General features: G+C 73.2%; 16 protein-coding genes, 1 tRNA gene, 1 rRNA gene and 1 pseudogene. 10 read left to right on the top strand and 9 right to left on the bottom strand.

The genetic code is table 11. The features are described 5' to 3' along the window. The 4 genes from AC2TEW_RS32655 to trpS form a co-directional block, all read right to left on the bottom strand. Positions 1-120, bottom strand: a 16S ribosomal RNA gene (locus tag AC2TEW_RS32655); the annotation flags it as partial. A 522-nt stretch (positions 121-642) separates the two neighbouring features. After that, a complete protein-coding gene (locus tag AC2TEW_RS32650) occupies positions 643-1,386 on the bottom strand; it encodes a nucleoside/nucleotide kinase family protein (RefSeq protein WP_484626891.1) in 744 nt (247 codons plus the stop codon). A gap of 52 nt (positions 1,387-1,438) precedes the next feature. Next, the gene (locus AC2TEW_RS32645) at positions 1,439-2,500 is read right to left on the bottom strand and encodes a S66 peptidase family protein (RefSeq protein ID WP_484626890.1); all 1,062 of its coding nucleotides are present in this window, start codon (positions 2,498-2,500) and stop codon (positions 1,439-1,441) included. Between the two features lie 139 nt (positions 2,501-2,639). Beyond that, the gene (trpS, locus tag AC2TEW_RS32640; protein ID WP_484626889.1) at positions 2,640-3,650 is read right to left on the bottom strand and encodes a tryptophan--tRNA ligase; all 1,011 of its coding nucleotides are present in this window, start codon (positions 3,648-3,650) and stop codon (positions 2,640-2,642) included. Positions 3,651-3,974: 324 nt separating this feature from the next. On the opposite strand from trpS, the gene AC2TEW_RS32635 reads away from it, so the two are divergent. Continuing rightward, positions 3,975-4,955 carry a hypothetical protein gene (locus AC2TEW_RS32635; RefSeq protein ID WP_484626888.1) on the top strand — a complete coding sequence of 327 codons (981 nt, stop codon included), beginning with the start codon at positions 3,975-3,977 and terminating at the stop codon, positions 4,953-4,955. A gap of 54 nt (positions 4,956-5,009) precedes the next feature. On the opposite strand, the gene AC2TEW_RS32630 is transcribed toward AC2TEW_RS32635, so the two are convergent. Beyond that, a complete protein-coding gene (locus AC2TEW_RS32630; protein WP_484626887.1) occupies positions 5,010-5,576 on the bottom strand; it encodes an NUDIX hydrolase in 567 nt (188 codons plus the stop codon). A 118-nt stretch (positions 5,577-5,694) separates the two neighbouring features. Between AC2TEW_RS32630 and AC2TEW_RS32625 the strand changes: the two genes are divergently transcribed. Then, positions 5,695-6,573, top strand: coding sequence for an ATP-grasp domain-containing protein (locus tag AC2TEW_RS32625; RefSeq protein ID WP_484626886.1), 879 nt, complete (start codon positions 5,695-5,697; stop codon positions 6,571-6,573). 137 nt (positions 6,574-6,710) lie between these two features. Here AC2TEW_RS32625 and AC2TEW_RS32620 read toward each other — a convergent pair whose 3' ends face one another. After that, positions 6,711-10,772 (bottom strand): ABC transporter ATP-binding protein, encoded by a 4,062-nt coding sequence (locus AC2TEW_RS32620; RefSeq protein ID WP_484626885.1) that lies wholly within the window; start codon positions 10,770-10,772, stop codon positions 6,711-6,713. A gap of 344 nt (positions 10,773-11,116) precedes the next feature. Continuing rightward, positions 11,117-11,767, bottom strand: coding sequence for an SACE_7040 family transcriptional regulator (locus AC2TEW_RS32615; protein ID WP_484626884.1), 651 nt, complete (start codon positions 11,765-11,767; stop codon positions 11,117-11,119). Between the two features lie 129 nt (positions 11,768-11,896). Between AC2TEW_RS32615 and AC2TEW_RS32610 the strand changes: the two genes are divergently transcribed. The 4 genes from AC2TEW_RS32610 to AC2TEW_RS32595 all read left to right on the top strand — a co-directional run bounded on the left by AC2TEW_RS32610 (position 11,897) and on the right by AC2TEW_RS32595 (position 18,668). Further along, positions 11,897-13,675, top strand: a complete 1,779-nt coding sequence (locus AC2TEW_RS32610; protein WP_484626883.1) for a carboxyl transferase domain-containing protein — start codon at positions 11,897-11,899, stop codon at positions 13,673-13,675. A gap of 206 nt (positions 13,676-13,881) precedes the next feature. Continuing rightward, positions 13,882-16,155, top strand: a complete 2,274-nt coding sequence (locus AC2TEW_RS32605; protein WP_484626882.1) for an acetyl/propionyl/methylcrotonyl-CoA carboxylase subunit alpha — start codon at positions 13,882-13,884, stop codon at positions 16,153-16,155. A gap of 104 nt (positions 16,156-16,259) precedes the next feature. Then, a complete protein-coding gene (locus AC2TEW_RS32600) occupies positions 16,260-17,216 on the top strand; it encodes a hydroxymethylglutaryl-CoA lyase (protein ID WP_484626893.1) in 957 nt (318 codons plus the stop codon). A gap of 261 nt (positions 17,217-17,477) precedes the next feature. Then, complete coding sequence (locus tag AC2TEW_RS32595) at positions 17,478-18,668, top strand: acyl-CoA dehydrogenase family protein (protein WP_484626881.1); 1,191 nt, start codon at positions 17,478-17,480, stop codon at positions 18,666-18,668. A gap of 475 nt (positions 18,669-19,143) precedes the next feature. On the opposite strand, the gene AC2TEW_RS32590 is transcribed toward AC2TEW_RS32595, so the two are convergent. Then, positions 19,144-19,614, bottom strand: a complete 471-nt coding sequence (locus AC2TEW_RS32590; RefSeq protein ID WP_484626880.1) for a universal stress protein — start codon at positions 19,612-19,614, stop codon at positions 19,144-19,146. A gap of 859 nt (positions 19,615-20,473) precedes the next feature. On the opposite strand from AC2TEW_RS32590, the gene AC2TEW_RS32585 reads away from it, so the two are divergent. Further along, the gene (locus tag AC2TEW_RS32585) at positions 20,474-21,382 is read left to right on the top strand and encodes an HAD family hydrolase (protein ID WP_484626879.1); all 909 of its coding nucleotides are present in this window, start codon (positions 20,474-20,476) and stop codon (positions 21,380-21,382) included. A 190-nt stretch (positions 21,383-21,572) separates the two neighbouring features. Here the strand turns inward: AC2TEW_RS32585 and AC2TEW_RS32580 are convergent, their stop codons facing one another. Continuing rightward, on the bottom strand, positions 21,573-22,439 hold the full coding sequence (locus AC2TEW_RS32580; protein WP_484626878.1) for a GNAT family N-acetyltransferase: 867 nt from the start codon (positions 22,437-22,439) through the stop codon (positions 21,573-21,575). A 1,468-nt stretch (positions 22,440-23,907) separates the two neighbouring features. On the opposite strand from AC2TEW_RS32580, the pseudogene AC2TEW_RS32575 reads away from it, so the two are divergent. The 3 genes and pseudogenes from AC2TEW_RS32575 to AC2TEW_RS32565 form a co-directional block, all read left to right on the top strand. Further along, positions 23,908-24,972 (top strand): annotated as a pseudogene (locus AC2TEW_RS32575) (helix-turn-helix domain-containing protein); the annotation flags it as partial. 842 nt (positions 24,973-25,814) lie between these two features. Continuing rightward, on the top strand, positions 25,815-26,417 hold the full coding sequence (gene orn, locus AC2TEW_RS32570) for an oligoribonuclease (RefSeq protein ID WP_484626877.1): 603 nt from the start codon (positions 25,815-25,817) through the stop codon (positions 26,415-26,417). A gap of 100 nt (positions 26,418-26,517) precedes the next feature. Beyond that, a tRNA-His gene (locus AC2TEW_RS32565) sits at positions 26,518-26,593 on the top strand. Positions 26,594-26,682: the final 89 nt, after the last annotated feature.

Below are 26,682 nucleotides of genomic sequence, written 5' to 3'. Positions count from 1 at the left end.
TTCCCACGTGTTACTCACCCGTTCGCCACTGATCCACCCCGAAGGGCTTCACCGTTCGACTTGCATGTGTTAAGCACGCCGCCAGCGTTCGTCCTGAGCCAGGATCAAACTCTCCGTGAATGTCTGCTCGTAATCGAGCTTCCACCCGCGTTGAGCGGCACGGCAACCACCGGAATAGGGCGGCCCCGCGCACTGCGTCCTCGCTAGTGTTTTGTTACTAAAGGAATCTCCAACCGATCCGAACGGACCGGCCGGGGATGTCAACATATCTGGCGTTGACTTTTGGCACGCTGTTGAGTTCTCAAGGAACGGACGCTTCCTTCGGACCGCCTTCCAGCGGGCCCTCCGGGCGCTTCGTTCTTTCGTGTTCCGAGCTTATCAGATGTTTTCCGCTCCGTTTCCGGGGCTTCATTCTCCGACTTGCCTTCCGCCGGTCCGGCCTGACGGCCTGTCCGACGTTTCAAACCTTAGCCGATCCACGCTCCGAAAAGCGAATCCGGCTGCAATCCATAAAAGCGCGCACGCCAATTCGCACTGGAGCACGACAAGACGCGCCCAGCCGAATGGGAAGTGGTGTTTCAAGGGATTGGCCACTCCGGGACCGTCCGCGTAGACACGTGTCCGGTGCTCCCAGCCGAGCGACTAGAGAACAGTACGCCCGTCCGTGGCCGAAGGCAAATGCCCACTTGGGACGGCCCAGTCGCACCCCGCAGCGCCCGCCCTGACGTACTCGCCGTTGGGGTGGTCGTTGGCGGCGATCCGTTGCTCGGCGCTCTCGTGGGTCTCGCCGGTGCTCCGGTGGCGGCGGAGCAGGCGTTCGGTACGGACGGTGTCGTGGGCCTCGACCCACCAGAGCTCGCGAAGGAGGTGCCGGACCGCCGGCCAAGGGGCGGCCGGCACGGCGAGGTAGTTGCCCTCGGTGACCACCAGACGGGTGTGCGGCCGGATGACGTGGCGGGCGGCGATCGGCTCGTCGAGGTCACGGTCGAAGTCGGGGACGTAGATGTCCCGGAATCGTTCGGTGGCCGCACGGGTCACCAGGGCGGCGTACCCCCAGGCGTCGAAGGTCTCGGGGGCGCCCTTGCGGGTCCGCAGGCCGAGGCGGTCGAGCTGGGCGTTCGAGAGGTGGAAGCCGTCGAGCGGGAGGTAGGCCGCGGTGTCCGTGCCCTCCAGGCGGTTGACCTCGTCGACGAGGTAGCGGGCCAGGGTGGACTTGCCCGCGGCGGGCGGGCCGGCCAGACCCAGGATGATCCGGCCCGTGCGGCCGGCCCTCCCGTGCAGCAGGCGCCGTGCCCGTTCCAGTGCGGCGGCGGGCGGGTCCGCAGGGTCCGCCGGGTCGGTGGGGGTGGTGGCCGCTCCGCCGTCCTGGCCGGCTTTCTCATGCATGGCCGCACCCTACCCATCTCCGTACCGGCTCCGGCCGGTCCTCACCCTGCCCTCACCCGGTCGTCGGCGGTGCGCCGTCCGGACGGACGGGCGCGGGAGCGGAGACGGGAACGGAGACGGGAACGGAGACGGGAACGGAGACGGGAACGGAGGTGGAGGTGGGAGCGGCCAGGGCCGGCTCGTCCAGGGTCAGGGTGCCGGCGTCCGCGTCGAGGGTGACGGTGACGCCCAGTGGGACGGTCAGGGTGGACGGGCTGTGGCCGAAGCCCAGTTCCCACAGGACCGGGACGCCCAGGGGCGCGAGGCGGTCCTGCATGACCGCGCGCACCCGGTCGGCGGGGCCGCAGCCCGCCCAGGAGCCGAGCGCGATGCCGGCCACACCGTCCAGCGCCCCGGACCGCAGCAGCTGGGTCAGGATGCGGTCGAGCTGGTAAGGCTGTTCGTTGACGTCCTCCAGCAGCAGGACGGTGCCGGCGAAGGACGGGCGGGCGGTGCGGGTGCCCCGTTCGGCGGCGAGCACGGCGGCGCATCCACCCGCGGTGGTGCCGTGGGCCCGGCCGGGGACGAGGGTGGCGGCGGTGCGGGAGGTCAGCACCGTCGTGCTGGCGGGCTCGAACAGGGTGCGGCGCAGGTGTTCGGCGGTCGGGGGGTCGGCGGAGAAGGAGACGGCGCCGGGCATGGGTCCGTAGAGGGTGGGGATGCCCAGGTGCCGGGCGACCGCCTCGTGGAGGACGGTGGCGTCGCTGAAGCCGACCAGGATCTTGGGGGGTGCGGCGCGCAGCGCGTCCCAGTCGACCAGCTCGACCATGCGCTGGGTGCCGTAGCCGCCGCGGGCGCAGAGGACGGCCGCCGTTCCTGGGTCGAGCCAGGCCTGCTGGAAGTCGGCGGCGCGGTCGGCGTCGGTGCCGGCGAGGTGGCCGAGCACGGGGTGACGGTCGGCGAGGTGCGGGGCGGGGCGCGGCTGCAGACCCCAGGAGCGGAGGATCCGGGTGCCGAGTGCCAGCCGGGCGGGGTCGACCGGGCCGCTGGGCGCGACCAGCGCCACCTGGTCGCCGGGGACCAGGTGGCGCGGGCGGGGGCCGCGGTCGGCCGGCGGGGACGGTAGCTGAACCATCGACGGGTCCTTCCGGTCGTCGGTGCACTGCCGATGACGTTATCCCCCGTCGGCGGGCCGGAATTCGCGGCGGGTCCCCACGGCCTCCACCGCTTCCACGGACTCCACGGCCGCCTCGGACCCGGCCGTCCCGGGTGCGTCAGAGCGATCCCATGGCGGCCCGGACCTCGTCGAGGGTGGCATCCGCGACGGCGTTGGCCCGTTCGCCGCCGGCGGCCAGGACGGCCCTCAGGTGGCCCCGGTCGGTGGCGAGTTCGGCCCGTCGGCGGCGCAGCGGGCGCAGGTGCTCGTTGACCGCCTCGGTGACGGTGGCCTTGAGCCGGGCGGCGCCGCCGGATCCGATCTCCGCGGCCACGTCGTGCGGGTCGCGGTCCTGGCAGAGCGCAGCGAGTTGGAGCAGGCCGGCGACTCCCGGCCGGTTGCGGGGGTCGTAGCCGATGTGCCGGTCGGCGTCGGTGGTGGCGCCGCGGATCAGCCGGGCCGTCTCGTCCTCGGTGGCGCCGAGCGCGATGGCGTTGCCGCGGCTCTTGCTCATCTTGCCGCCGTCGGTGCCCGGGAGCAGGGGGGCGGTGGAGAGCAGTGCCTCGGGTTCGGGGAACAGGCCGGTCCGGTAGCGGTCGTTGAAGCGCCTGGCGATGGTGCGGGTGGTCTCCAGGTGCGGGAGCTGATCCTGGCCCACGGGGACCAGGTCGGCCTTGCAGAACAGGATGTCGGCGGCCTGGTGGACCGGGTAGGTGAACATCAGGCCGCTGACGGCGGACTGCCGGGAGTGCGCGATCTCGTCCTTGACGGTCGGGTTGCGGCCGAGTTCGGCGACGCTGACCAGGCTGAGGAAGGGCAGCAGCAGTTGGTTGAGCGCGGGGACGGAGCTGTGGGTGAAGACCGTGGCCCGCTGGGGGTCGACCCCGGCCGCCAGGTAGTCGAGCACCAGGTTCTCGGCGTGCTCGGCCGGGCGGTCGGCGACGTCCCGGTCGGTGAGGACCTGGTAGTCGGCGATCACCAGGAAGAGTTCGACGCCGGCGTCCTGGAGGCGGACGCGGTTGCGGAGGGTGCCGAAGTAGTGCCCGAGGTGGAGCGGGCCGGTGGGACGGTCGCCGGTGAGGACGCGGTGGGCGTGCGGGCTGCGGCGGACGGATTCGATGGTGTGCACGGGGGTGGACCTCCGGTGACGGGCGCGGGCGCGGGGCGGGTGCGGCCGTCCGCGGCGGTCGGGGACCTGTCCGTCCGGAGATGCGACAGGGCCGTCCGAGCGGACGGCCCTGGTCGTGCTGAAGGGATGGCCGTCCTAGGACGGCCACCAGCTCAGTCGGGAAGCGAGGTGCGGGGGCTTCATGCCGCCGATGCTACGCCGGGGGCCGCCCGCGGCGGCGGGGGTTTTCTGCCGGCGGTGTGGCCTGGGGCCGGGGCGCCCTTGGCCCGTCACGGCTTGTGGGGCAGGATCGTCGGTGTCCCGCACACGGAGGGCCCGTAACCGATGACCACGCTCGACCGGACCAGGTCCACGTCCGAACCCGCCCGGCCCGACCGGCCGTCAGCTGACGGACCGGTACGCGACCGGCCGGAACTCTGGCAGGCCGGTGACGCCCTGCCGGCCGGCAGCGCCGAGGTGGAGGCGCGGACCGCCGCCAAGCTGCTCGGCGCGCTCGGTGCCCGGCTCCGGACGGCCTACGAACGAGGTGCGGAGGTCGAGGAGTTGGCGGCCGCCTGCCACCAGCCGGAGGCGGAGGTGCGGCGGCTGCTGGAGGCCGCCGGGGTGGACCTGTCCCGGGAACTCCCGCCGCCGGACCACCGCTCGACGGCGGACCGGGGTGGGCGGCCGGGCGCGGAATCTGCGGCGGGGCAGGGCTCGGCCGGGCCGACGGCGGAGTACGGATCTGGAACGGGCGCGCGGGTGGGTGCGGAGGCCGTCGGCGGGCAGTTGCGGCGGCTGCGGCGGCCGACGCCGTCACGCCGGCTGAGCCGGATCCATCCGCAGCCGGGGTCCCCGGAGAACGGTGCACGGGCGGCCGGGCCGGTGACGGAGTACGGCCCGGCCGGAGCGTCGGTGGGGTCGCCGGTCACGGACGGAACGGCCGACGGAACAGCTGACGGAACGGCTGACGGGACCGCCGACACGACGGCCGCGGTGAAGGCGGGCGCACCGCTGGGGGTGCTGATCGGCGCCTCCCCCGCCCATCTGGAGGTGGCGGCCCAGTCGAGCGGCCGGCCGCCGCTGCGGGTGGCCGCCACCCTGGTGCGGGCGGGCCGCGGTACCAGCCTGGTGGTGCTGCCCTCGTGGCGGGCCGCGATCGTGGTGTCGGTGCCGACCGAGTTGCTGCTGGCCGCGACCGGGCTCGTGTTCGAGCAGTTGGCGGGGGTGCGGCTGTCGGTGCTGATCAATCCCGACGCGCTGCACGACCGGGAGCTCGACCTGCACGGCTGGAAGGCCGAGAACCGCCGTCCCCGGAACTTCTGAGACCGGCTGCCCGGCCGCCCGCCGCCCGGTCGCGGAGGGGCCGCGGCCTCGGTGTCAGCGCCGTCGCGTCGACCCGTTCGGCTGGTTCGGGACGTTCGGGACGTACCCGAGGTGGACCGGTTCGGTCGGCGCGATGCCGTTCGACCAGTCCGGGCGGACGGTGTCCAGCAGCGCCGGCAGGTTCGGCGGCCAGAACGGTCCGGCGTCGGCGCGGGCCAGCTCGGCGGGGCTCCACCAGCGCCAGTCGAGGATCCCGTCGGTCCGGTGGACGGTGCTCAGGTCGCCGACGGGCTGCCTGCGCGGGCCCCGGCCGAGGTAGATGTGCTCGTGCTGGCGGACGGGGATGCCGTGCCAGGTGAAGTCGTGCTCCCAGGTGCACAGCAGCGGGCCGGGTGCCAGGTCGGTCCAGCCGGTCTCCTCGTGGAGTTCGCGGCGGGCCCCGTCCTCCGGGGACTCGTCCTTCTCCAGGCCGCCGCCCGGCATGTTCCAGTGCACGCCGACCTCGCTGTTGTCGGAGCGCAGCAGGAAGACCCAGCCCTGCGGGTCGAGCACGGCCGTCCGGGCCGCCTGCCGGGGCCGGCGCGGGACCGACGGGTTCGGCCGTAGCCGCGGAATGCGCATCGGGCCACCCTGACAGCCGCCGCCGGGGCGTGTCGACCGGTTTCGATGGCTGTGGCGTGGGTCCCGCCGGACCGGAACCGCCCGGTCAGCAGGGTGGTTCCGCCGTACCCTGATCCCCATGCAGGCACCCTCGATCCTCTTCCCGGCGGACCCTCTCGCGCCGCGCCGACCCGACCCGCACTACATCTGGGAGGCGCAGCAGGTAAGGGAGTTGGGCGGCGAGAGCGTGCTGGTCGACCATGACGCGCTGCTCGCGGGCAACGCCGAGCAGGCCGTCCGGCGGGTCCCGCCCGGGCAGGGGGCGCTCTGGTACCGGGGGTGGATGATGCCGGTCGCGGCGTACGCGGCGCTCGGCGAGGCGCTCGCCGCCCGGGACTGCAGTCTGCTGACCACCCCGGCCGGCTATGCGGATGCGCACCAACTCCCTGGCTGGTACGAGGTGTTCGACGGTGTGACGCCGGTGAGCACCTGGATCCCGGGCGACGCGCCGGACAGCCGGGCACTCGCGGCGGCGGCCGAGCTGCTGGGCGGACGGGGTCCGGCGGTGGTGAAGGACTACGTGAAGTCCCGCAAGCACGAGTGGGACGAGGCCTGTTACGTCCCGGACCTCGCCGACCTGGACGGGCTCGCCCGGGTGGTCGGGCGCTTCGTCGAGCTGCAGGGCGAGTTCCTGGCGGGCGGGGTGGTGCTGCGGCGGTACGAGGAGTTCGCGCGCGACGAGGCGGGCCGCACCCAGGAGGCCCGGGTCTGGTGGGTGGACGGCGAACCGGTGCTGGTCGGGCCGCACCCGGACGTTCCCGAGCTCGAGCCTGACCCGGACCTGTCCGAGGTCCGGCCGCTGGTGCGCCGGCTCGGCTGCCGTTTCATCACCACCGACCTGGCGCAGCGCGCGGACGGCGGCGGGTGGCGGGTGGTCGAGGTGGGCGACGGCCAGGTCAGCGACCTGCCGAAGGGGATGCGCCCGGGGTCGCTGCTGACCTCGCTGATCGCCGCCTGACCCGCGCCCGACCCGCGGCCGGCCGCGACTCTCTCCGGGCCCGGGCTTGGGTCGTCAGCCGGGGTCGTCAGCCGGGGGGGCGTCGGCCGGGGTCGTCGGCCGACCGCCGTGGCGGGGCGGTCGGCCGGGACAGCCGGTCAGCTTGCGACGGGCGCCGGGTGGCCGTCCGCGATGAAGGCCTCCCACAGGCGGGTGTAGGTGCCGCCGAGGGCGAGCAGTTCGCTGTGGGTGCCGTCCTCCACCACCCGGCCGTGGTCCAGCACCACCACGCGGTCGGCGCGTTCGGCGGTGCTGAGCCGGTGGGCGATGACCAGGGTGGTGCGTCCGCCGCTGAGCCGCTCGGCGGCCCGGTTGACGGCGGCCTCGCTGGCCAGGTCCAGTGCTGCCGTCGCCTCGTCGAGCAGCAGCAGGTCAGGGTCGACCAGTTCGGCCCGGGCCAGCGCGATGAGCTGGCGCTGTCCGGCCGAGAGGTTGCGGCCGCGGGCGGCGACCGGGTATCCGTAGCCGTCGGCCAGCCGCATGATCATCTCGTGCGCGCCGACCGCCCGTGCGGCCGCCTCGATCTCGGCGTCGGTGGCCTCGGGCCGGCCGTACGCGATGGCCTCCCGCACGGTGCCCGCGAACAGGTACGCCTCCTGCGGGACGACGCCCAGGCGGTGCCGGTACTGCTCCAGGTCGTACGAGGTGACGTCGCGGCCGTCGATCCGGACGGTGCCGACCGTCGCGTCGTAGAACCGCGCGACCAGCTTGACCAGGGTCGACTTGCCCGCGCCGGTCTCGCCGACCAGGGCCACGGTCTGCCCGGCCGGGATCTTCAGGTCGATGCCGGTGAGCACCTGCGGGTTGCCCTCGCCGCCGCCGTTGTACGCGAAGCCGACGCCGGCGAACTCGATCTCGCCGCGCAGGTCCGCCACCGGAACGGGCCGTTCGGCCTGCGGGGTGCTGGTCGGGGTGAGCAGCAGATCGCGGATCCGGCCGAGGCCGACGGCGGCCTGCTGGTAGCCGTCGAAGACCTGGGAGAGCTGGTTGACCGGTGCGAAGAAGAGGTCGATGTAGAGCAGGTAGGCGACCAGTGCGCCGATGGTCAGGGTGCCCGACTCCACCCGGGAGGCGCCGACGATCAGCACCAGGGCGGCGGCGACGCTGGACAGGAACTGCACGAACGGGAAGTACAGCGAGATGTAGAGCTGGGCCCGGGCCCGGGCGTCCCGGTAGGCGAGTCCGTTGGCGACGAACCGGTCGGTGTTGATGTCCTGGCGGCGGAACGCCTGGACGATCCGCATCCCGGCGACGTTCTCCTGGAGGTCGGCGTTGACGGTGCTGATCAGGTCACGCGAGATCTGGTACTGCGCCGCCGACTTCTTGCGGAACACCAGGGTGGCCACCACCAGGAGGGGCAGTACGGCGAACACCACCAGGGCCAGCCCGGCGTCGATGACCAGCAGCGCGACGAAGATGCCGAAGAAGGTCAGCAGGCTGACCACCGCGGTGACCACGCCGGTCTGCAGGAAGGTCGAGATCGAGTCGACGTCGGTGGTCATCCGGGTCATGATCCGGCCGGTCAGCTCGCGCTCGTAGTAGTCCAGCCCGAGCCGGTTGAGGTGGGCGAAGATCTTGAGCCGCAGGGTGTACAGCACCCGCTCACCCGTCCGGCCGCTGATCCTGGTCTCGGTGGTCTGCACCAGCCAGTCGAGCAGCACGATCACCAGTGCGGCGAGCGCGGCGACCGCCACCCCGGACATCGCGGCCTTGGTCACGCCGTCGTCGATGCCGTGCCGGATCAGGATCGGGATGGCCAGACCGGCCGCCGTGTCCAGCGCGACCAGCAGCAGCGCCAGCGCCAGCGGACGCCGGAACGGGGCGAGCAGCCGGCGGAGGCTGAAGTCCGGGTCGCCGGCCTCGGCGGCGGCGACCGGGATCTCCGGTGTGTCGGTGGCCGGGGGAAGGGCGGCGACCTTGGCGAGCAGGTCGGGGGTGGCGCCGGCCGGACCGCGCGGGGGCCGGGCGGCGGAGCCGTCGGCCGCGGCCGGGGTGGTGGCCGCGGTGGCTGTGGTGGTTGCGGTGGTGGCCGGGGGGTCGATCCGGTCGGCGGGGGCTGCGGGGTCGGAGGGCCCTGCGGGGTCGGCGTCGGCGTCGGCGTCGAGTGGAGGTTCCGGCTCGGCGAGCGCGTCCGGGTCGGTGATGAGCGCCCGGTACAGCGGACATCGCTCTTCCAACTCGTTGTGGGTCCCGAGGTCGACCAGGCGACCGCGGTCGAGCACCGCGATCCGGTCGGCGAGCTGGAGAGTGGAGCGCCGGTGCGCGATCAGCAGGGTGGTACGGCCCTCCATCACGCTGCGCAGCGCCTCGTGGATCTCCGCCTCCACCCGCGGGTCAACGGCCGAGGTCGCGTCGTCGAGCAGCAGGATCCGCGGGTCGCTGAGGATCGCGCGGGCGAGCGCGATCCGCTGCCGCTGGCCACCGGAGAGGGTCAGACCCTGCTCGCCGACCTTGGTGTCGTACCCGTCGGGCAGTTCGCGGATGAAGCCGTCCGCCTGCGCGGCCCGGGCGGCCGCCGTGATCTGCTCCTCGGTGGCCTCGGGGTGGCCGTAGGAGATGTTGGTCCGGACGGTGTCGGAGAACAGGAAGCTGTCCTCCGGCACGATGCCGACGGTCGAGCGGACCGAGTCGAGGGTCAGCTCGCGCAGGTCGTGTCCGAAGAGCCGGATCTCACCGGCAACCGGGTCGTAGAAGCGCGGGACCAGCTGCGCCACGGTGGACTTGCCCGAACCGGAGGCGCCGACCAGGGCGACGGTCTCACCGGGGGCGACGCTCAGGTCGAGACGGTGCAGGACGGGCTCGGGCGCTTCGGGCCCGTTCTCATCGTGCTTCTCGCGCTCGTCACGCTCGTCGGACTCGTCACGCTCGTCGGACTCGTCGGACTCGTCGGACTCGTCGTGCTCGTGGTCGTAGTGGAAGTCGACGCCGACCAGTTCGAGGGCGGGGGTGCCGGGCGCGGCCGTCGTGGGGTCGAGCGCGTGGGCGTCCGGGCGTTCCTTGATCTTCGGCTGCTGGTCGACCAGCTGCATCACCCGCTCGACACCGGCCCTGGCCTGCTGGCCGACGGTGATCACCATGGCCAGCATCCGTACCGGGCCGGTCAGCTGGGCGACGTAGGTCGAGAAGGCGACGAAGGTGCCGAGCGAGACGTTCCCGCGGACCGCGAGCCAGCCGCCCAGCGCGAGCACCGCGACCTGCGCGAGCGCCGGGACGGCCTGCATGGCCGGGGTGTAGCGGCTGTTCAGCCGGATCGAACGGAGCCGGGCCGCGTACAGGTCGCGGGACACCCGTTCCAGCTTGGTGCGCTCCTGGGCCTCCTGGCCGAAGCCCTTGACCACCCGGACGCCGCCGACGGCCGCGTCGACCACACCGGCGACCGCGGCGGCCTCCTGCTGCGCGGCCCAGGTCGCCGGGAACAGGCGTTTGCGGCTCAGGGTGCTGAGCCACCACAGCAGGGGGCCCATCACCAGGGCGATCAGGGTCAGCGGTGGCGAGAGCCACAGCATCACGCCGAGGGACATCCCGAACATCAGCAGGTAGCCGGTCATCATCGGGAGCATCGACAGCAGCCCGTTGACCAGTTGGAGGTCGGAGGTGGCCCGGCCGACCACCTGGCCGGTGTCGAGCCTGTCCTGCCGGGCACCGTCCAGACGGGTGAGGGAGCGGAACAGGTCGGCCCGCATCTCGTGCTGGACGTCCAGCGCGAGCTGGCCGCCGTAGTAGCGGCGCACCTGGGTCGAGACGAACACCAGCAGCGCGGCCAGCACCAGCACGATCGCCCAGGGGGCGAGCGGCCGGGTGTGCGCGGTGATCACGTCGTCGATGATCAGCTTGGTGACCAGCGGGACGACCGCGGTCACCGCCATGCCGAGGAGCGAGGCGCCGAAGGCCAGCAGGACGTTGCGGCGGTAGTGCCAGCAGTAGCCGGACAGCCGTCGCAGCCACCCCGCGCCGGACCGGGGGGCCGACGCGGTCGGGATCGGGGCGGCCGGGGCCGGGGCGGGGGTCGAGGTCGAGGTCCCACCGGAGGGCTTCGGCTGCCCGGTGGACGGCTTCGGCCGCCCGGCGGCTGCGTGCCCGTGGCGGCTGCTGCCGGTGTTCTCGCTGGTCCTGCCGTTTCGCCGGGATATCTCCGCGGTGGAACCTTGATTCTCAGGCATATTTAGGGATGCTAACCATTCGCAGGTGGGGCGTCCATCGCGCTCGAACGAGATGAACGGACGGCAGGCTCAACGACCGATGGCCGCGGTTCCTTCCCGCCCTCCCACCATGCCCCGCCCGGCCGCCGTGCCGCACCGGACGGGCGGCCCCGGACGGATCCCCCCTTGGTCCTAGATCTGCCGACCGCGGGCAGCCGGGCCCGGGGGCGTGGACGCGTAGGGGCGCCCGAGGGCCGGCCGGGGCGCGCGGAGCGTGAGCCGGGCGCGTGCCGGGCAGGTGCGTGCCGGGCGCGTGCGTGCTGGCGGGTGCGTGCTGGGCAGGCGCGGGCTGGGCGGTTGCGGACTCAGGCTGCGGCCGGGCTCCCGGCGGCCGCGTCGGCGGCTGCCGCGAACGCCCCCTGGGCCAGGCCGCGCAGCAGGGTCGCCATGCCGTCCCGCGGCAGGGCCGAACGGTCGGGCTGGGCCTGGCTGGACCCGGCGCTGTGCGGGGTGGAGTTCAGCAGCCCGAAGACCGCGTGCACGGCGGCCCTGGCCAGTGGCTCGGCCTCGGGGTCGGCGAGGCTCGGGTAAGCCTCCCGGACGATCTCGACCCAGAGCTCCACGTACTTGCGCTGCAGCCGGCGCACCCGCCGCCGGTCGTCCTCCTTGAGGTGCAGCAGTTCGCGGTCGTGCAGCGTGATCAGATCCGGGTCGTCGAGCGCGAAGTCGACGTGGCCGCGGATCAGGGCGTCCAGTACGGCCACGGGGCCGTCGGCCTGGGCGGCGCGGCGGCGGCCCTCGTCCAGCAGCCGCTCGCTGATCCCGACCAGCAGGTCGGCGAGCATGGCGTCCTTGCCCGCGAAGTGGCGGTAGAGGCCGGGGCCGCTGATGCCCACGGCTTTGCCGATCTCGTCGACCCCGACCCCGAGGAAGCCGCGGGCCGCGAACAGCCGGGCGGCCTCCTTGCGGATCTGATCGCGACGGGTGAGCCCGGAGGCGGCTGGGGCGTTCGACATGCCGCCCATCGTAGACAGCCGGGTTATCGCCGGTTAACCTGACGGCAGGAGTTAACGGTCATTAACATGGGGGCGCGGGCACCTCCGTCCGCCCGCCTCTTCGGCTCCGAGGGCAAGGGAGCTCTTGGGATGGTCCTCTCAACCTTTGGATCGACGACCGGTGCGGCGGTCGGCGCCAACGCCATCGCGGCGGCCGGTGCCGGTCTCGGCCTCGCCGGTCTCGACGGCGTCGACGGCGCGGCCGACCCGGTGGGCGCGGGCGGCTCGGGCCGCGGCAGCGCTGCCGCCGCCGCGCCCGCGCCCCGGCTGGAGAGCGCGGCGGACCCGGGGTCCGCGGCCTACCAGGCCAATGTCGACGCGCACCGGGCCCTGGTCGCCGAACTCCGGGCGAAGCTCTCGGCCGCCGCACTCGGCGGCGGTGCCAAGGCGCGGGCCCGGCACACCTCCCGCGGCAAGCTGCTCCCGCGCGAGCGCGTGGACACCCTGCTCGACCCGGGCTCCCCCTTCCTCGAGCTCTGCCCGCTGGCAGCCGACGGCCTGTACGACGGCGCGGCGCCCGCCGCCGGCGTGATCGCCGGGATCGGCCGGGTGGCCGGCCGCGAGGTCGTGGTGGTGGCCAACGACGCCACCGTCAAGGGCGGCACCTACTACCCGATGACGGTCAAGAAGCACCTGCGCGCACAGGAGGTGGCCCTGGAGAACCGGCTGCCGTGCATCTACCTGGTCGACTCGGGCGGCGCGTTCCTGCCGATGCAGGACGAGGTCTTCCCGGACCGCGACCACTTCGGCCGGATCTTCTACAACCAGGCCCGGCTGTCGGCCGCCGGCATCCCGCAGATCGCCGCGGTGCTCGGCTCCTGCACGGCGGGCGGAGCGTACGTCCCGGCCATGAGCGACCAGGCCGTGATCGTCCGCAACCAGGGCACCATCTTCCTGGGCGGCCCGCCGCTGGTGAAGGCGGCGACCGGTGAAGTGGTGACGGCCGAGGAGCTCGGCGGCGGCGACCTCCACTCCCGCACCTCCGGGGTGACCGACCACCTGGCCGAGGACGACGCGCACGCGCTGTCGATCGTCCGCACCATCGTCGCCGGGCTCGGGCCTCGCGCGCCCCGGCCCTGGCCGCTGGCGCCGGTGGAGCCGCCGGCCGTCGACCCCGCCGGGCTGTACGGCGCGGTGCCGGTGGACCCGCGCACGCCGTACGACGTCCGCGAGGTGATCGCCCGGCTGGTCGACGGCAGCCGCTTCGCCGAGTTCAAGGCCGAGTACGGGAACACCCTGGTCACCGGGTTCGCCAAGATCCACGGGCACCCGGTGGGCATCGTCGCCAACAACGGCGTGCTGTTCGCCGAGTCCGCGCTCAAGGGCGCGCACTTCATCGAGCTGTGCGACCAGCGCGGTATCCCGCTGCTGTTCCTGCAGAACATCACCGGGTTCATGGTCGGCCGCCAGTACGAGGCCGGCGGCATCGCCAAGCACGGGGCGAAGATGGTCACCGCGGTGGCCTGCACCCGGGTACCCAAGCTGACGGTGGTGATCGGCGGCTCGTACGGCGCCGGCAACTACTCGATGTGCGGCCGGGCGTACTCGCCGCGGTTCCTGTGGATGTGGCCCGGGGCGAAGATCTCGGTTATGGGCGGCGAGCAGGCCGCGTCCGTGCTGGCCACCGTGCGCCGGGACCAGCTGGAGGCCCAGGGCGAGCAGTGGCCCGCCGAGGCCGAGGACGAGTTCAAGCGCCCGGTCCGGGAGCAGTACGAGCGCCAGGGCAACGCGTACTACGCCACCGCCCGGCTCTGGGACGACGGCGTGATCGACCCGCTGGACACCCGCACGGCGCTCGGCCTCGCCCTCACCGCCTGCGCCAACGCACCGCTGGCCGAACCGCGGCCGTACGGCGTCTTCCGCATGTGAGCCCGAGCGCCGGCCGTCCCCGGCCGCACCGCCGGAACCGCCCGGACTGCCCGGACCACCCGGACCGTCCGGATTCCCCGGGCCGTCCGTAACGCGGGCCATCCGGGCCATCCGGGCCTTCCGAACCGACCGAACCGCACACCCTCGCTGCCCCACCCCGGCCGCCACACCCCGGCGGCTCTCCTCGACCAGGAGGAACACCTCCCATGTTCGACACCGTTCTCGTCGCCAACCGGGGCGAGATCGCCCTGCGGGTGATCCGCACACTGCGGCGGCTCGGCGTCCGGTCGGTCGCGGTCCACAGCGACGCGGACGCCGACGCGCCCCACGTCCGCGCCGCCGACCTGGCCGTACGCCTCGGACCGGCGGACCGCAGCGACAGCTCGGCCGCCGAGACCTACCTGCGCACCGACCAGATCCTGGCCGCGGCCCGGCGGACCGGTGCCCAGGCTGTCCACCCCGGGTACGGGTTCCTCGCAGAGAACCCGACCTTCGCCCGGGCCTGCGCCGAGGCCGGGCTGGCGTTCATCGGCCCGCCGCCGGGTGCGGTGGAGCTGATGGGCGACAAGATCAACGCCAAGGAGGCCGTCCGGGTCGCCGGTGTGCCGGTGGTACCGGGCAGCCAGGGCGGCTCGCCGACCGACGAGGACCTGACCCGGGCGGCGGCCGAGATCGGCTACCCCGTCCTGCTCAAGCCGTCCGCCGGTGGCGGTGGCAAGGGCATGCGACTGGTCCGCGACCCCGCCGACCTCCCGGCCGAGCTCGCGGCAGCCCGCCGGGTGGCCCGCACCGCGTTCGGCGACGACACCCTGCTGCTGGAGCGCTGGGTCGACCGCCCACGGCACATCGAGGTCCAGGTCCTGGCCGACACCCACGGCCGGACCGTCCACCTCGGCGAGCGCGAGTGCAGCCTGCAGCGCCGCCACCAGAAGCTGATCGAAGAGGCACCCTCCGTCCTTCTGAACCCGGAGACCCGCGCGGCCATGGGCGAGGCCGCCGTCCGGGCCGCCGAGGCCTGCGGCTACACCGGGGCGGGCACGGTGGAGTTCATCGTGCCCGGCCTGGACCCGGACCGGCCCGCCCCCGAGGGGGTCATGGACTTCTTCTTCATGGAGATGAACACCCGGCTCCAGGTCGAGCACCCGGTCACCGAGCTGGCCATCGCCGTGGGGGCGGACACCGCGCACCCCCAGCGGCTGGACCTGGTGGAGTGGCAGCTGCGGGTCGCCGCCGGCGAACCGCTGCCGTTCGAGCAGACGGACGTCTCCTTCCTGGGCCACGCCGTCGAGGCCCGGATCTGTGCCGAGGACCCCGACCGCGACTTCCTGCCCACCGGCGGCCGGATCCTGTACCTGAGCGAGCCGACCGGCGAAGGCATCCGGGTGGACAGCGGTGTCACGGCCGGCACCGAGATCGGCAGCCTGTACGACCCCATGCTGGCGAAGGTCATCGCGTACGGGCCCGACCGCCCGACCGCGCTGCGCAGACTGCGCGCCGCCCTCGCCGACACCGAGATCCTCGGCGTGACCACCAACACCGGTTTCCTCCGGCGCCTGCTGGCACACTCGGACGTCGTCTCCGGGCACCTGGACACCGGGCTGGTCGAACGGACCACCCAGCAGACCCCTGTCCTGCTGGCCTCTCCGTACGCCCACACCGACACCGAGGCCGGCGGCAACTCGGGCGAGCCGTCCCCGGCCGCCGGCTCCGAAACGACCGGCTCCGAAGCGGCCGGCTCCGAAGCCACTGCGGTGGAACTGCTCCTCCACGCCGCCGCCTTGGCCCGGCAGCTGGAGCTCGACCCCGCCACGGCGGGCGGCGGCTGGACCGATCCGTTCTCCCTTCCGTCCGGGTGGCGCATGGGCGGCGAGGCCGCCTGGACCACCCACCACCTCCGGCTGCCGGGCCGGGACCCGGTCACCGTCCAGGTCCGCCCCAGCACCACGGCCACCCTTGCAGACGCCACTGACAATCCGTCAGGCCGCGCCGCCGACCTGGACGTCCGGCTCGGCGACGGACCGATCCGGCGCGCCCGGGCCACCCGTACCGGACACCGCCTCACCGTCACCGTCGACGGGCTGCAGACGACGTTCGCACACACCACTGACAACGCGCCGTCCCACCCGGTCCGCTGGCTGGGCCTGGCGGGCGACGCCGCAGCGGTCCACCCCTACGACCCGGTCGCCGAGCGCGCCGCCGCGGGCGCCACCCAGCACGGCGCCCTCACCGCGCCGATGCCCGGCACGGTGACGGTGGTCAAGGCCGCCGTCGGCGAGCAGGTCAAGCGCGGGCAGGCCCTGCTGGTCCTGGAGGCGATGAAGATGGAGCACGTGATCGCGGCTCCCTACGACGGCACAGTCAGCGAACTGCGGGCCACCGCGGGCGGGACCGTCGCGATGGACGAGCTGCTCGCCGTGGTGACGGCGCCCGAGGACACCGCAGCCGACCAGGCAGGTTCACCCGTGGAGGTGGCATCGTGACGGCGGAAGCGCAGCACCGGCCCGCACCGGCCGTCGCCACCACACCCGCGACCGCGGCGGAGGCCGGTACCACCACGGCGGGGGACGGCGGGCGCGAGCCGGGCGTGCTCGAACTCGGCCTGCCCGACCCGGTGACCGATCCGACGCTGCCGGCCCGGGTGCGGATCCACGAGGTCGGGCCGCGCGACGGGCTGCAGAACGAGAGTGCCCTGGTGCCGCTGGAAGTGAAGGCCGAGTTCATCGCCCGGCTCGCCGCCGCCGGGCTCCGCACCGTGGAGGCGACCAGCTTCGTCCACCCGAAGTGGGTGCCCCAGCTGGCCGACGCCGAGCAGCTGATGCCCCGGCTGACCGACCTGCCCGGCAAGCACCCGGGACTCCGGCTGCCGGTCCTGGTGCCGAACGAGCGCGGCCTGGACCGGGCGTTCGAGCACCGGGTCTCCGACATCGCGGTCTTCGCCAGCGCCACCGAGACCTTCGCCCGCCGCAACCTCAACCGGTCCGCGGACGAGGCGATGGCGATGTTCCGGCCGGTCGTCGAGCGGGCCACCGCGGCCGGGGTGCCGGTCCGCGGCTACCTCTCGATGTGCTTCGGCGACCCGTGGGAGGGCCCGGTGGCCGCCGAGCAGGTGGTCCGCCACGGTCTGCAACTGCTGGAGTTCGGCTGCACCGAGCTGAGCCTCGGCGACACCATCGGGGTCGCCACCCCGGGCCAGGTGACGGGCCTGCTGGCCGCGTTCGTGCGGGCCGGCGTGCCGATCGAGCGGCTCGCCGTGCACTTCCACGACACGTACGGCCAGGCGCTGGCCAACACCCTCGCCGCGCTCAGGAGCGGCGTGACGGTCGTCGACGCGTCGGCGGGCGGCCTCGGTGGCTGCCCGTACGCCAAGAGCGCCACCGGCAACCTCGCCACCGAGGACCTGGTCTGGATGCTGCACGGCCTGGGCATCGAGACCGGGGTCGACCTGCCCTCCCTGGTCGCGACCAGTGGCTGGATGGCCGGGCAGCTCGGCCGTCCCAGCCAGTCACGGACCGTCCGCGCCCTGCTCGGCCCGGCCACCTGAGCCCGGCCGACCGGGCCCGGCCGGGCCCGCGGCCGTCACCACCCGCACCTCCGCCCCGAACGCACCCCCGGACGCCGGACGCCCCGGCGTCCGGGACCCGGACCGACAGCTGAACACCACGGTCGGGCCCGACGGCCGACCCCGCCGACCCGGCAACGGCCGTCGGCCCGCCCCGGACCGACCGGTCCGTGCCGGACCCTCCGGCCTCCCACCGCATCTCCCTCACCTCGGCCTCACCGGCCCGATCCCAGGAGGATCCCCATGCTCGACCACCGACTGGACCACGAGTACGAGCAACTGCGCCGCACCGTCGAAGAGTTCTCCCAGGACGTGGTGGCGCCGAAGATCGGCGACTTCTACGAGCAGGGCGAGTTCCCGTACGAGATCATCCGGGAGATGGGTCGGATGGGCCTGTTCGGCCTGCCCTTCCCGGAGGAGTACGGCGGCATGGGCGGCGACTACTTCGCGCTCGGCCTGGTGCTGGAGGAACTGGCCCGGGTGGACTCCTCGGTGGCCATCACGCTGGAGGCCGCGGTCTCGCTCGGCGCGATGCCGATCTACCGGTTCGGCACGGAGGAGCAGAAGCAGACCTGGCTGCCCAAGCTGACCTCGGGCGAGATGCTCGGCGCGTTCGGCCTCACCGAGCCCGAGGGCGGCAGCGACGCCGGAGCCACCCGCACCACGGCGCGCTTCGACGAGGCCACCAACGAGTGGGTGATCAACGGCACCAAGTGCTTCATCACCAACTCCGGTACCGAGATCACCGGGCTGGTCACGGTGACCGCCCTGACCGAACCGATCGCTCGTTCGAGTGAAGGTGGCACGGAGGCCTCGCCAAGCCGCGAGATCTCGTCCATCATCGTGCCCACTGGAACTCCGGGGTTCCAGGTGTCCAAGAAGTACTCCAAGGTCGGGTGGAACGCCTCCGACACCCGCGAACTGTCCTTCACCGACTGCCGTGTCCCCGCTGAAAACCTGCTCGGCCCGCGCGGCCGAGGCTACGCCCAGTTCCTGCGGATCCTCGACGAGGGCCGCATCGCCATCGCAGCCCTGTCCACCGGCCTGGCGCAGGGATGTGTCGACGAGTCACTCAAGTACGCCGGCGAGCGCCGAGCCTTCGGCCGCCCGATCGGCGCCAACCAGGTCATCCAGTTCAAGCTTGCCGACATGGAGATGCGCGCCCACACCGCCCGCCTGGCCTGGCGGGACGCCGCCTCCCGGCTGCTGCACAACGAGCCGTTCAAGAAGGAGGCTGCGATCGCCAAGCTGTACGCGTCCGAGGCCGCTGTCGACAACGCCCGCGAGGCCACCCAGATCCACGGCGGCTACGGCTTCATGAACGAGTTCCCGGTCGCCAGGTTCTGGCGCGACTCCAAGATCCTGGAGATCGGCGAGGGCACCTCCGAGGTGCAGCGCATGCTCATCGCGCGCGAGCTGGGCATGAAGTACTGAACCGGCCGGCCGGGTAAGGACGTCCGTCGCCGACCGGCGGCCGGGAGCCCACCTATCGGGCGACCGGCTGTCGGAGGCACGACCCCCGGGGCGGACCACCAGGTCGGCCCCGGGGGGGACACCGACCCGCCAGCCAGGCCACCTGCCCACCTGTCCACGTGTCCACCTGTCCACGTGTCCACCTGTCCACGTGTCCACCCATTCACCCGACCCCGTAGACCGGTGCGCGGCCACCGCCGTTCGCGCGCTCGATCCCGGGCCCGGGCCCGGACCCGGACCCACCCTCACTCTCACCAGGCGCTGTGCCTCGACGCCGGTCGGCGACCGGAGGCGACCCGGACGGTACCGGGGCAGGCGGCTGGCGGCCAGCAGAGTCAGCGGATCAGCGTGCCCTGCGGGACGGTCGTGCCCGGGACCGCTCTCAGCGGCGGTGCGGCCCTTGGCGAAGGCGCGACCCCTCAGTGGCGATGCCCCGTCAGGGGATCACGATGACGGGTCGGTTGGCCCGGCGGGCCAGCCGGCTCGACACCGACCCGAACAACTTGCCCAACAGCCCGTGGGTGCTGCCGACGACGATCGCGTCGGCGGCGTACTCCCGGCCGACCTCTTCGATCTCATGGCAGATGTCCCCACCGCGTTCGACCAGGATCCACGGCACTCCGGCGAGGAAGTCGGCGCAGGCCAGTTCCAGCCCCAGGATCTCGGTGCGGTGGTCGGGAAGATCCACGAAGACCGGCGGCTCGCAACCCGCCCAGACCGTGGCCGGCAGCCGGTTGGCCACATGGACGATCACCAGCCCGCACTGTGAGCGCCTGGCCATGCCGACGGCGTAGGCCAGCGCACGCTCGCTCGACAACGATCCGTCGAAGCCGACGACCACACCGTGCTGGAAGGCCGGGTCCAGTTCCCGTGCGGCCTGCTCCTGGGCGCCCGGTTCCCCGTCCATCGGGCCACCGACCGGTCCGGCATCGGTCCGCCGCCCTGGCACAGCCCCGGTACCGCCGGTCTGAGCGGCGTCACCGGCGCCGTCGCGGCGCACGGCTTCCGCGCGGGGCGCGCGGGGCGCCGGCATCCCGGGCACCTGCTGCTGCCCCTGCAACGGTCCCGCCTGCAACTGTCCCGTCAACGTCGCCCGATTCGTCCGGCCCGACCGGACGAGCCCACGCACCCATGCCAGGGCATGCCACCGGGGCGCCCTGGGGCTCGGTACGGAGTCGTCGACCCGTCGCGCAGCGGCATCCGCACGGGCGGATCCGGGAGGCTCAAAACCAACCATGGCTCAAAGCTCTTCACACTGAAGCGGGCCGACAGGAGAGGCCGAAACGGCCCCGACAACAGATCCACTCCGCGGCATCGCGCCGGTCCACGCCGAGCACCACTGAATGCGACCTGTTCCTTTCAGAGTACGACGAGCCGGGGCTCCGGCCCAGCGCCGGAGACCGGATCCGGCGGACGATCCCGCCAATGGCGGGGTGCACGCCGAACCGAACGCGCCCCCTACGCCGACCGGAGCCGGAGGCAGTACCGAACCCCGGACGGAGAGAAGGTTCCCTGGAGCTTGACCGAACAGTCGCCCGCACGCAACAGGACGTCCACACAACGTGACCCGACCGTCATACCCCTGCGTCCTGTCCCTTCCGCCCGCCGCCGCAGCGGCCGATCCGTCCTGAACCCATCCGCCCCACCCGACACGCGTATCCCTGGCGTCACGCAGGGTCGACTCGATCCGGCCATTCCCCTGCATTTCGGGCCGCCCGTTGGCAATTGCCAGATGCATACGGTTCGTCACTGGCAGCATGCTGCGCATGTCGCTGCTCCTGTTCGACCTCGACAACACGCTCCTCCCGAGGGACGCCGCCTACCGATCCTGGGCACAGGACTTCCTGGCCGAGCACAGGCTGCCGGCCACCGACATCGAGTGGATGTCCACCATCGACGGGAGCGGCTACGTGCCCCGGGAGACGGTGTTGGGTGCCACCAAACGCCGTTACGGACTCGACCACTCGCTCGACCTTCTTCTTGCCCACTACCGCCGGGGAATCAACTCCCATATCGCCTGTCCGGATTCACACGTCCAAGCCCTCCACGCCGCCCGCTCGGCAGGCTGGACACTCGGCATCGTCAGCAACGGAGGAACCCGCCCGCAACTGGAGAAGATCCGGCGTACCGGGCTCTCCGCCCTCGTCGACGGCTGGGTGATCTCGGAGGAGGCGAACTGCGTCAAACCCGACCCGTTGATCTTCGAGATCGCCGCACAGCGATGCGGTGTACCGCCGGTGGCCGGCTGGGCCGCCGAAACGTGGATGGTGGGTGACCACGCACCGGCGGACATCGCGGGTGCGGAGGCCACCGGGCTGCGCAGCGTATGGCTTCACCACGGGCGGCCCTGGAGCGAACAGGGCTACCGGCCGACCCTAAAGGCCCGCGGGTTGCCCGAGGCTGTCGGGATGATCCTCACTGCACGCAGCGCCCCGACCGCGGTCGGCTCCCGCGCGGCCCGGCCCCGGCTCCGACCCCAACTGGCCCGCGCCGCACGGAGCCTCCAGGGTGTCGCCCCGGGCGTCCAGGGCATGGGACCGGACGCTCACGGCATCCCGAGCGTCACGGGAGTCGCGGGCGTCCCGGCCACGCCGCTCCCCCGTCCGGTGAAGCTTCCCCAGACCGCCCAGTTGCCGCAGACCGCCCAGGCCCGCCAGGCTGCCCAGCCCGCATAGACCGGGGCCGGGACCGAGGCCGAGGCCCGACTGGGGCCAGGGCCGGGGTCCGGCCCGCCGAAGCACGGTTCGGGGCGCCCCGGAGCAGCTCGCTCCGGCCTCCGGATCGATCCGTACGCGGGCGGCGAACTCGATGGCCGCACCGAACACCTACGCCGAACTACGTCGGGGTCATCTACGTCAGGGTCTCCTACGCCGGGTCCGCGGCCGATGACGCCGCGGGCGCGGTCCCCGGGTAGCGCCACCAGCGGCTCACGCCCTGTTCCCGGAAGCCCATCCGGCGGTAGAGCGGTTCACCCGACTCGGTGGCCGTCAGAGTGGCGAGCCGATCGGGGTGGGCCCCGAGGGCCCGTTCGATGACGGCCCTGGCGGCTCCCTTGGACCGGTGTTCCGGGAGTGTGGCGACCCAGTACACACCCACGGCCACTCCGTCGTCGTACGTCACGCAGGCGCTGGCCGGCGTACCTCCGCGCCGGGCCAGCCAGACGCGGTAGCCGGGACGTTCCAGCAGCGCGGCCGGGAACAGCCCGCCGCGCTGCCAGGGCAGCCGGGCGACTTCGGGGAAGCCGTAAACCACGGTGCGCTCGGCCTCCGCAAGGGCGTCGACGCCGACCACCTCATGGACCGTCAGACCGGCGTCGGCCGGGAAGCGGCCGCGCCCGGCGTCAGCTCCGGAATCGGCATCGGCATCCGCCCCGACACCGACACCGGCGTCGGCACCGGGCGGACCTGACGGGCGGGTCATCACAGGCTTTCCTCGCGCCGCCTCGCAGCCGAAACGGGAGAAGTCCAGGCGCCCGTACGGGTCCTCGAGACAGAGGTGACCGGTGTCCCATTCCTTGAAGAGTCCGACGAGTTCGGCTTCCAGTGCGCTCGGGTCGGCGTACGGTCGGGTCACCACCGCGCGGTCGGCCTCGACCTGCTCGGGGCCGCGGTCAGGCCGGACCGCGGCGAACCCGGGACGCCGGAGAGCGAGCCACCCCCGGGCCTCGGCCTGGGCGAGCTGGAACGCGGCCGCGTTGTCGTTGGCCAGTTCGAGCCGGCCCGGTATCTCCATGGCCCGACGATAACGGGCTCACGGGCAGGCGGCGGCCGGGCCGTCATCCGACCACCGCGGCGCCTCACCGGCGACCACCACGGCGCGACAGAACACCACCTTCACCCACGTGACCACGTGCCCGCGCACCCGAAGTCACCACTCCCCAGGCCCCGTCCCCTCCCGCTCCTTCTCGCCCGCTCCCGCCCCTGCTGGCGCCGCCAGACACGTCATCGCGCCCGGCGCGGGTCAGGTCATCGCACCCGGCCACCTGTCCACCCCATGTCCACCCCACGGGTCCTGCCGGGAACCGTGCGTGAGCTCGGACGCCAACCCCTCCGCTCCGACTCTTGCGCCTACGGCGGAACCCCTGTGCTGTCAGGCCTCAGGAGGCGCGCGTGAATGGCCTGCGCGCCCCTGTCTCCCACCGCCTATTTTCAGTCAATCTGCAGACACCCCCTTCCGCTTGGACAAAGCCGCAGTCCAAGCCGATGACAGAGGGGTGGCGATCGGCGACGGCGGGTGATCGGTCGTGTGACAACCAGCCACCATTGCGCCCGCCCCCTTCACAGGGGGGTCGACGGGTGCCACGCTTCGTGATCGAATGCATCGCGCCAAATTGCCATGTCGACATAGCGTCGGATGGTGAACTTGTCACAACGGCAACGGTCCACCAAGTAGATTCGATCTTGGCGAGCAGCGCGGCACCACCACACCACACCACCGAAGGGGCTGGAGCGCCTTGAGCAGGGTGAGCAGGAGCGACACGGGTCCTGACAGCGGCCAGCCGTCGACGAGTCTCCCGGGCCGAGCCTCCAGAGCTGGTGCGTCCAGGCCGAATCGGGTCGCGCCGGCGAGTCCCGGCCATCCGACCGCCGGTCAGATCGGCCACCGCACTGCCGATTCCGCCACCTCGCCCGCCGTCCCGACCGCAGCCACCGGCTCAGCCCTCGGCCCCGGAAGCGGCCCCGCTCACAGCGCAAGCGTCAACGCCGGGCCCGGCACCGGCTCCGGCCTGACGCACGGCCAGTTCTCCTCCGGCGGACGGGCTTCGGCGGCGTACGCTCCGTCCACGCACCTTACCTCGCGCGGCACCGGGCCCGGCGCCCCGTCCGGAGCGCCGTTCGGAGCGCCGTTCGCCGGGTCGGGCGCGTTCGCCGCCGCCCACGGCAGCGGACCGGGCAGCGGCGCGACCCTGGGCGGCGCAACTTCAAGCGGCATGGGCGGCGCAACTGTCGGCAACGCAACTTCAAGCGGCATGGGCGGTGGGGGCGGCAGCTACGGCACCTCCCCGGGCCACCCGGCCGGTCCGTACGGGAGCCCGGGCCCGGCGGCCGGTCTGCCCACCGGCTCCGCTGTCTCCTCGTCGGCCCTCAGCGGTCCGGGCGGAGTCGGGAACGGAGGAGGCGCCGCCGCCAACGCCCTCACCAGCGGCACGGGTGGCACGGGCGGCACCGGCGGTACGGGGGCGAACGGACCCGTACCGCTCGCCGGCCCCGCCCCCCGCAAGCTCTCCGGTCGACGCCGCCGGGAGACGGTGGCGGTGCTGATCTTCAGCGGCGCGCCGATCTTCGAGAGCTCCATCCCGCTCTCCGTCTTCGGCGTCGACCGCCAGGACGCCGGGGTGCCGCGCTACCGGCTGCTGGTCTGCGCCGGTGAGGAGGGCCCGCTGACCACCACGGGCGGCCTCACCCTGACCGCACCGTACGGGCTGGAGGCGCTCGCCCGGGCGGGCACCATCGTGGTCCCGGCCTGGCGGTCGATCTCCCAGCCGCCGCCCGCCGAGGCGATCACCGCCCTGCGCAAGGCGCACCACGAGGGCGCCCGGATCATCGGCCTGTGCACGGGCGCGTTCGTCCTCGCGGCGGCCGGCCTGCTCGACGGCCGTCCGGCCACCACGCACTGGATGTACGCGCCGACGCTGGCCAAGCGCTACCCGCGCGTGCACGTCGACCCGCGCGAGCTCTTCGTCGACGACGGGGACGTGCTCACCTCCGCGGGGACGGCGGCCGGCATCGACCTCTGCCTGCACGTGGTCCGCAGCGACCACGGCACCGAGGCGGCCAACGCCCTGGCTCGCCGGCTGGTGGTGCCGAACCGGCGCAGCGGCGGCGGTCAGGCCCAGTACATCGATCAGTCTTTACCTGAGGAGATCGGCAACGACCCGCTGGCCGAGGTGGTCACCTGGGCGCTGGAGAACCTCAACCAGCAGTTCGACGTCGAGGTGCTGGCGGCTCGCGCGTACATGAGCCGGCGCACCTTCGACCGGCGGTTCCGCACGCTCACCGGCAGTGCGCCGTTGCAGTGGCTGATCACCCAGCGGGTGCTGCAGGCCCAGCGGCTGCTGGAGACGTCCGACCTGTCGGTGGACGATGTCGCGCGCCGTTGCGGTTTCCGGTCGCCGGTGGCCCTGCGGGGGCACTTCCGGCGCCAGTTGGGCGTCTCGCCGGCCGCGTACCGGACCACCTACCGCGCCCGTCGGCCCGCGCCGTCCGGCCTGGTCCCCGCGCAGGCGCTGCCGGGCGAGCGTCCGGCTCCGAGCCTGGCCGCGGCGGGCCAGGGCGGTGTGACGGGCGGTCAGAGCGTGACGGGCGGGTACGGCGGAGCGGGTGCCCAGGCGGGCACGTCGGGGTACCTCGGCGCGCCGTCGAACGCTCCCGGCGGCCAGGGCGGACCGGGGCTCCCGGGTGGCCCCGGCCTCCACGGCGCCGCGGCCTCCGGACAGCCCTCGGGATCGCCGGCGGGTGCGCGCAACCGCGTCCGCCCGATGGTCCCGCCCCAGCCGGGTCCGTCGACCGGCGGGCGCCCGGCCCGCGGCTCCGACCGGCTCCAGGACCGCATGCCCGACCGCACCGCGGACCGGGCGGGCGAGCGACCGCTCGAACGGCCGCTGGAGCGTCCGCTCGGCCGTTCCGGTGCGCTCGCGCCCGACGCCCCGGGTCCGGGGCGGCTCGGTCCGCGGTTCGACCCTCGGACCGGCCTGCACACCGGTCCCCGGGAGGAGCAGCGGCGGGAAGATCTGCGGCGGGAGGACCTGCGGCCGGGCGACCGCGTGGGCAGCAGGACCGACAGCCGGGCCGATGGCGGGACCGATGGCCGGACCGACAGTCGGGCCGGCGGCAGGGGCGAAGGCAGGGCCGTGGAGCACGCGGTCGCCGACGACCAGGGCCAGGACCAGCCGAGCGCCCGCGGTCAGGGTCTGGGTCACCGTCCGGACCGCGGCCCCGGACCGGCCGCTCCCCATCCGGACGAGGACGAGGCGGCGGTCACCACCGTCCCGGGTCCGGAGGTGGCGCCGCGCGCGGGCGACGAGCAGGCCGAACGCGACGAGGCTCCGCACGCCCGTACGGCCCGACCGCTCTCCGCGACGCGTGATCGCGCCGTAGGGTGAGTGGCGTGAATGACCGCTTGGTATGGATCGACTGTGAAATGACCGGCCTCGACCTCGACCGGGACGCCCTGGTCGAGGTCGCCGCGCTGGTGACCGACTCGGAACTGAACATCCTCGGCGAGGGCGTGGAGGTCGTGATCCGCCCGCCCGCCGAGGCGGTGGAGACCATGCCGGACGTGGTGCGCACCATGCACACCGCCTCCGGCCTGCTCGCCGAGCTGGAGGCCGGCGTGACCCTGGCCGAGGCCGAGGAGCTGGTGCTCGCCTACATCCGCGAGCACGTGCCCGAGGCCGGCAAGACGCCGCTGTGCGGGAACTCGGTCGCGACCGACCGCGGCTTCCTGTCCCGGGACATGCCGACGCTCGAGGGGTACCTGCACTACCGGATCGTGGACGTCTCCTCGATCAAGGAGCTGGCCCGCCGCTGGTACCCGCGCGCCTACTACAACAGCCCGCAGAAGGGCGGAAACCACCGGGCCCTCGCGGACATCCGCGAGAGCATCGCCGAACTCCGCTACTACCGCGAGGCCGTGTTCGTCGAGCAGCCCGGCCCGGACGGGGACACCGCCCGGGCCATCGCGACCAGGCACCAGCTGCCGACGCCCTGACCAGCCCTCCGGTCCGGAGGGTGTGCGAAACCCTGGCGCGAGCACCCTTCCGGATCCTGTAGAGTTCTTCCTGTCGGAGCGGGAACGCCCCGGACAGATGGTGGGTGTAGCTCAGTTGGTAGAGCACCTGGTTGTGGTCCAGGTGGCCGCGGGTTCGAGTCCCGTCACTCACCCCATCGACCAGAGGGTCCGATCTCTTCAGGAGATCGGGCCCTCTGGCGTTTCCGCGTACCCGCACCGGCCGGCGCCAACTCCACGTACGGGC

Source organism: Kitasatospora sp. NEAU-CNBT7 (genome assembly GCF_057220535.1).
The sequence above is the reverse complement of the archived record's forward strand: the minus strand, read 5'-3'. Positions and strand labels throughout refer to the sequence as shown.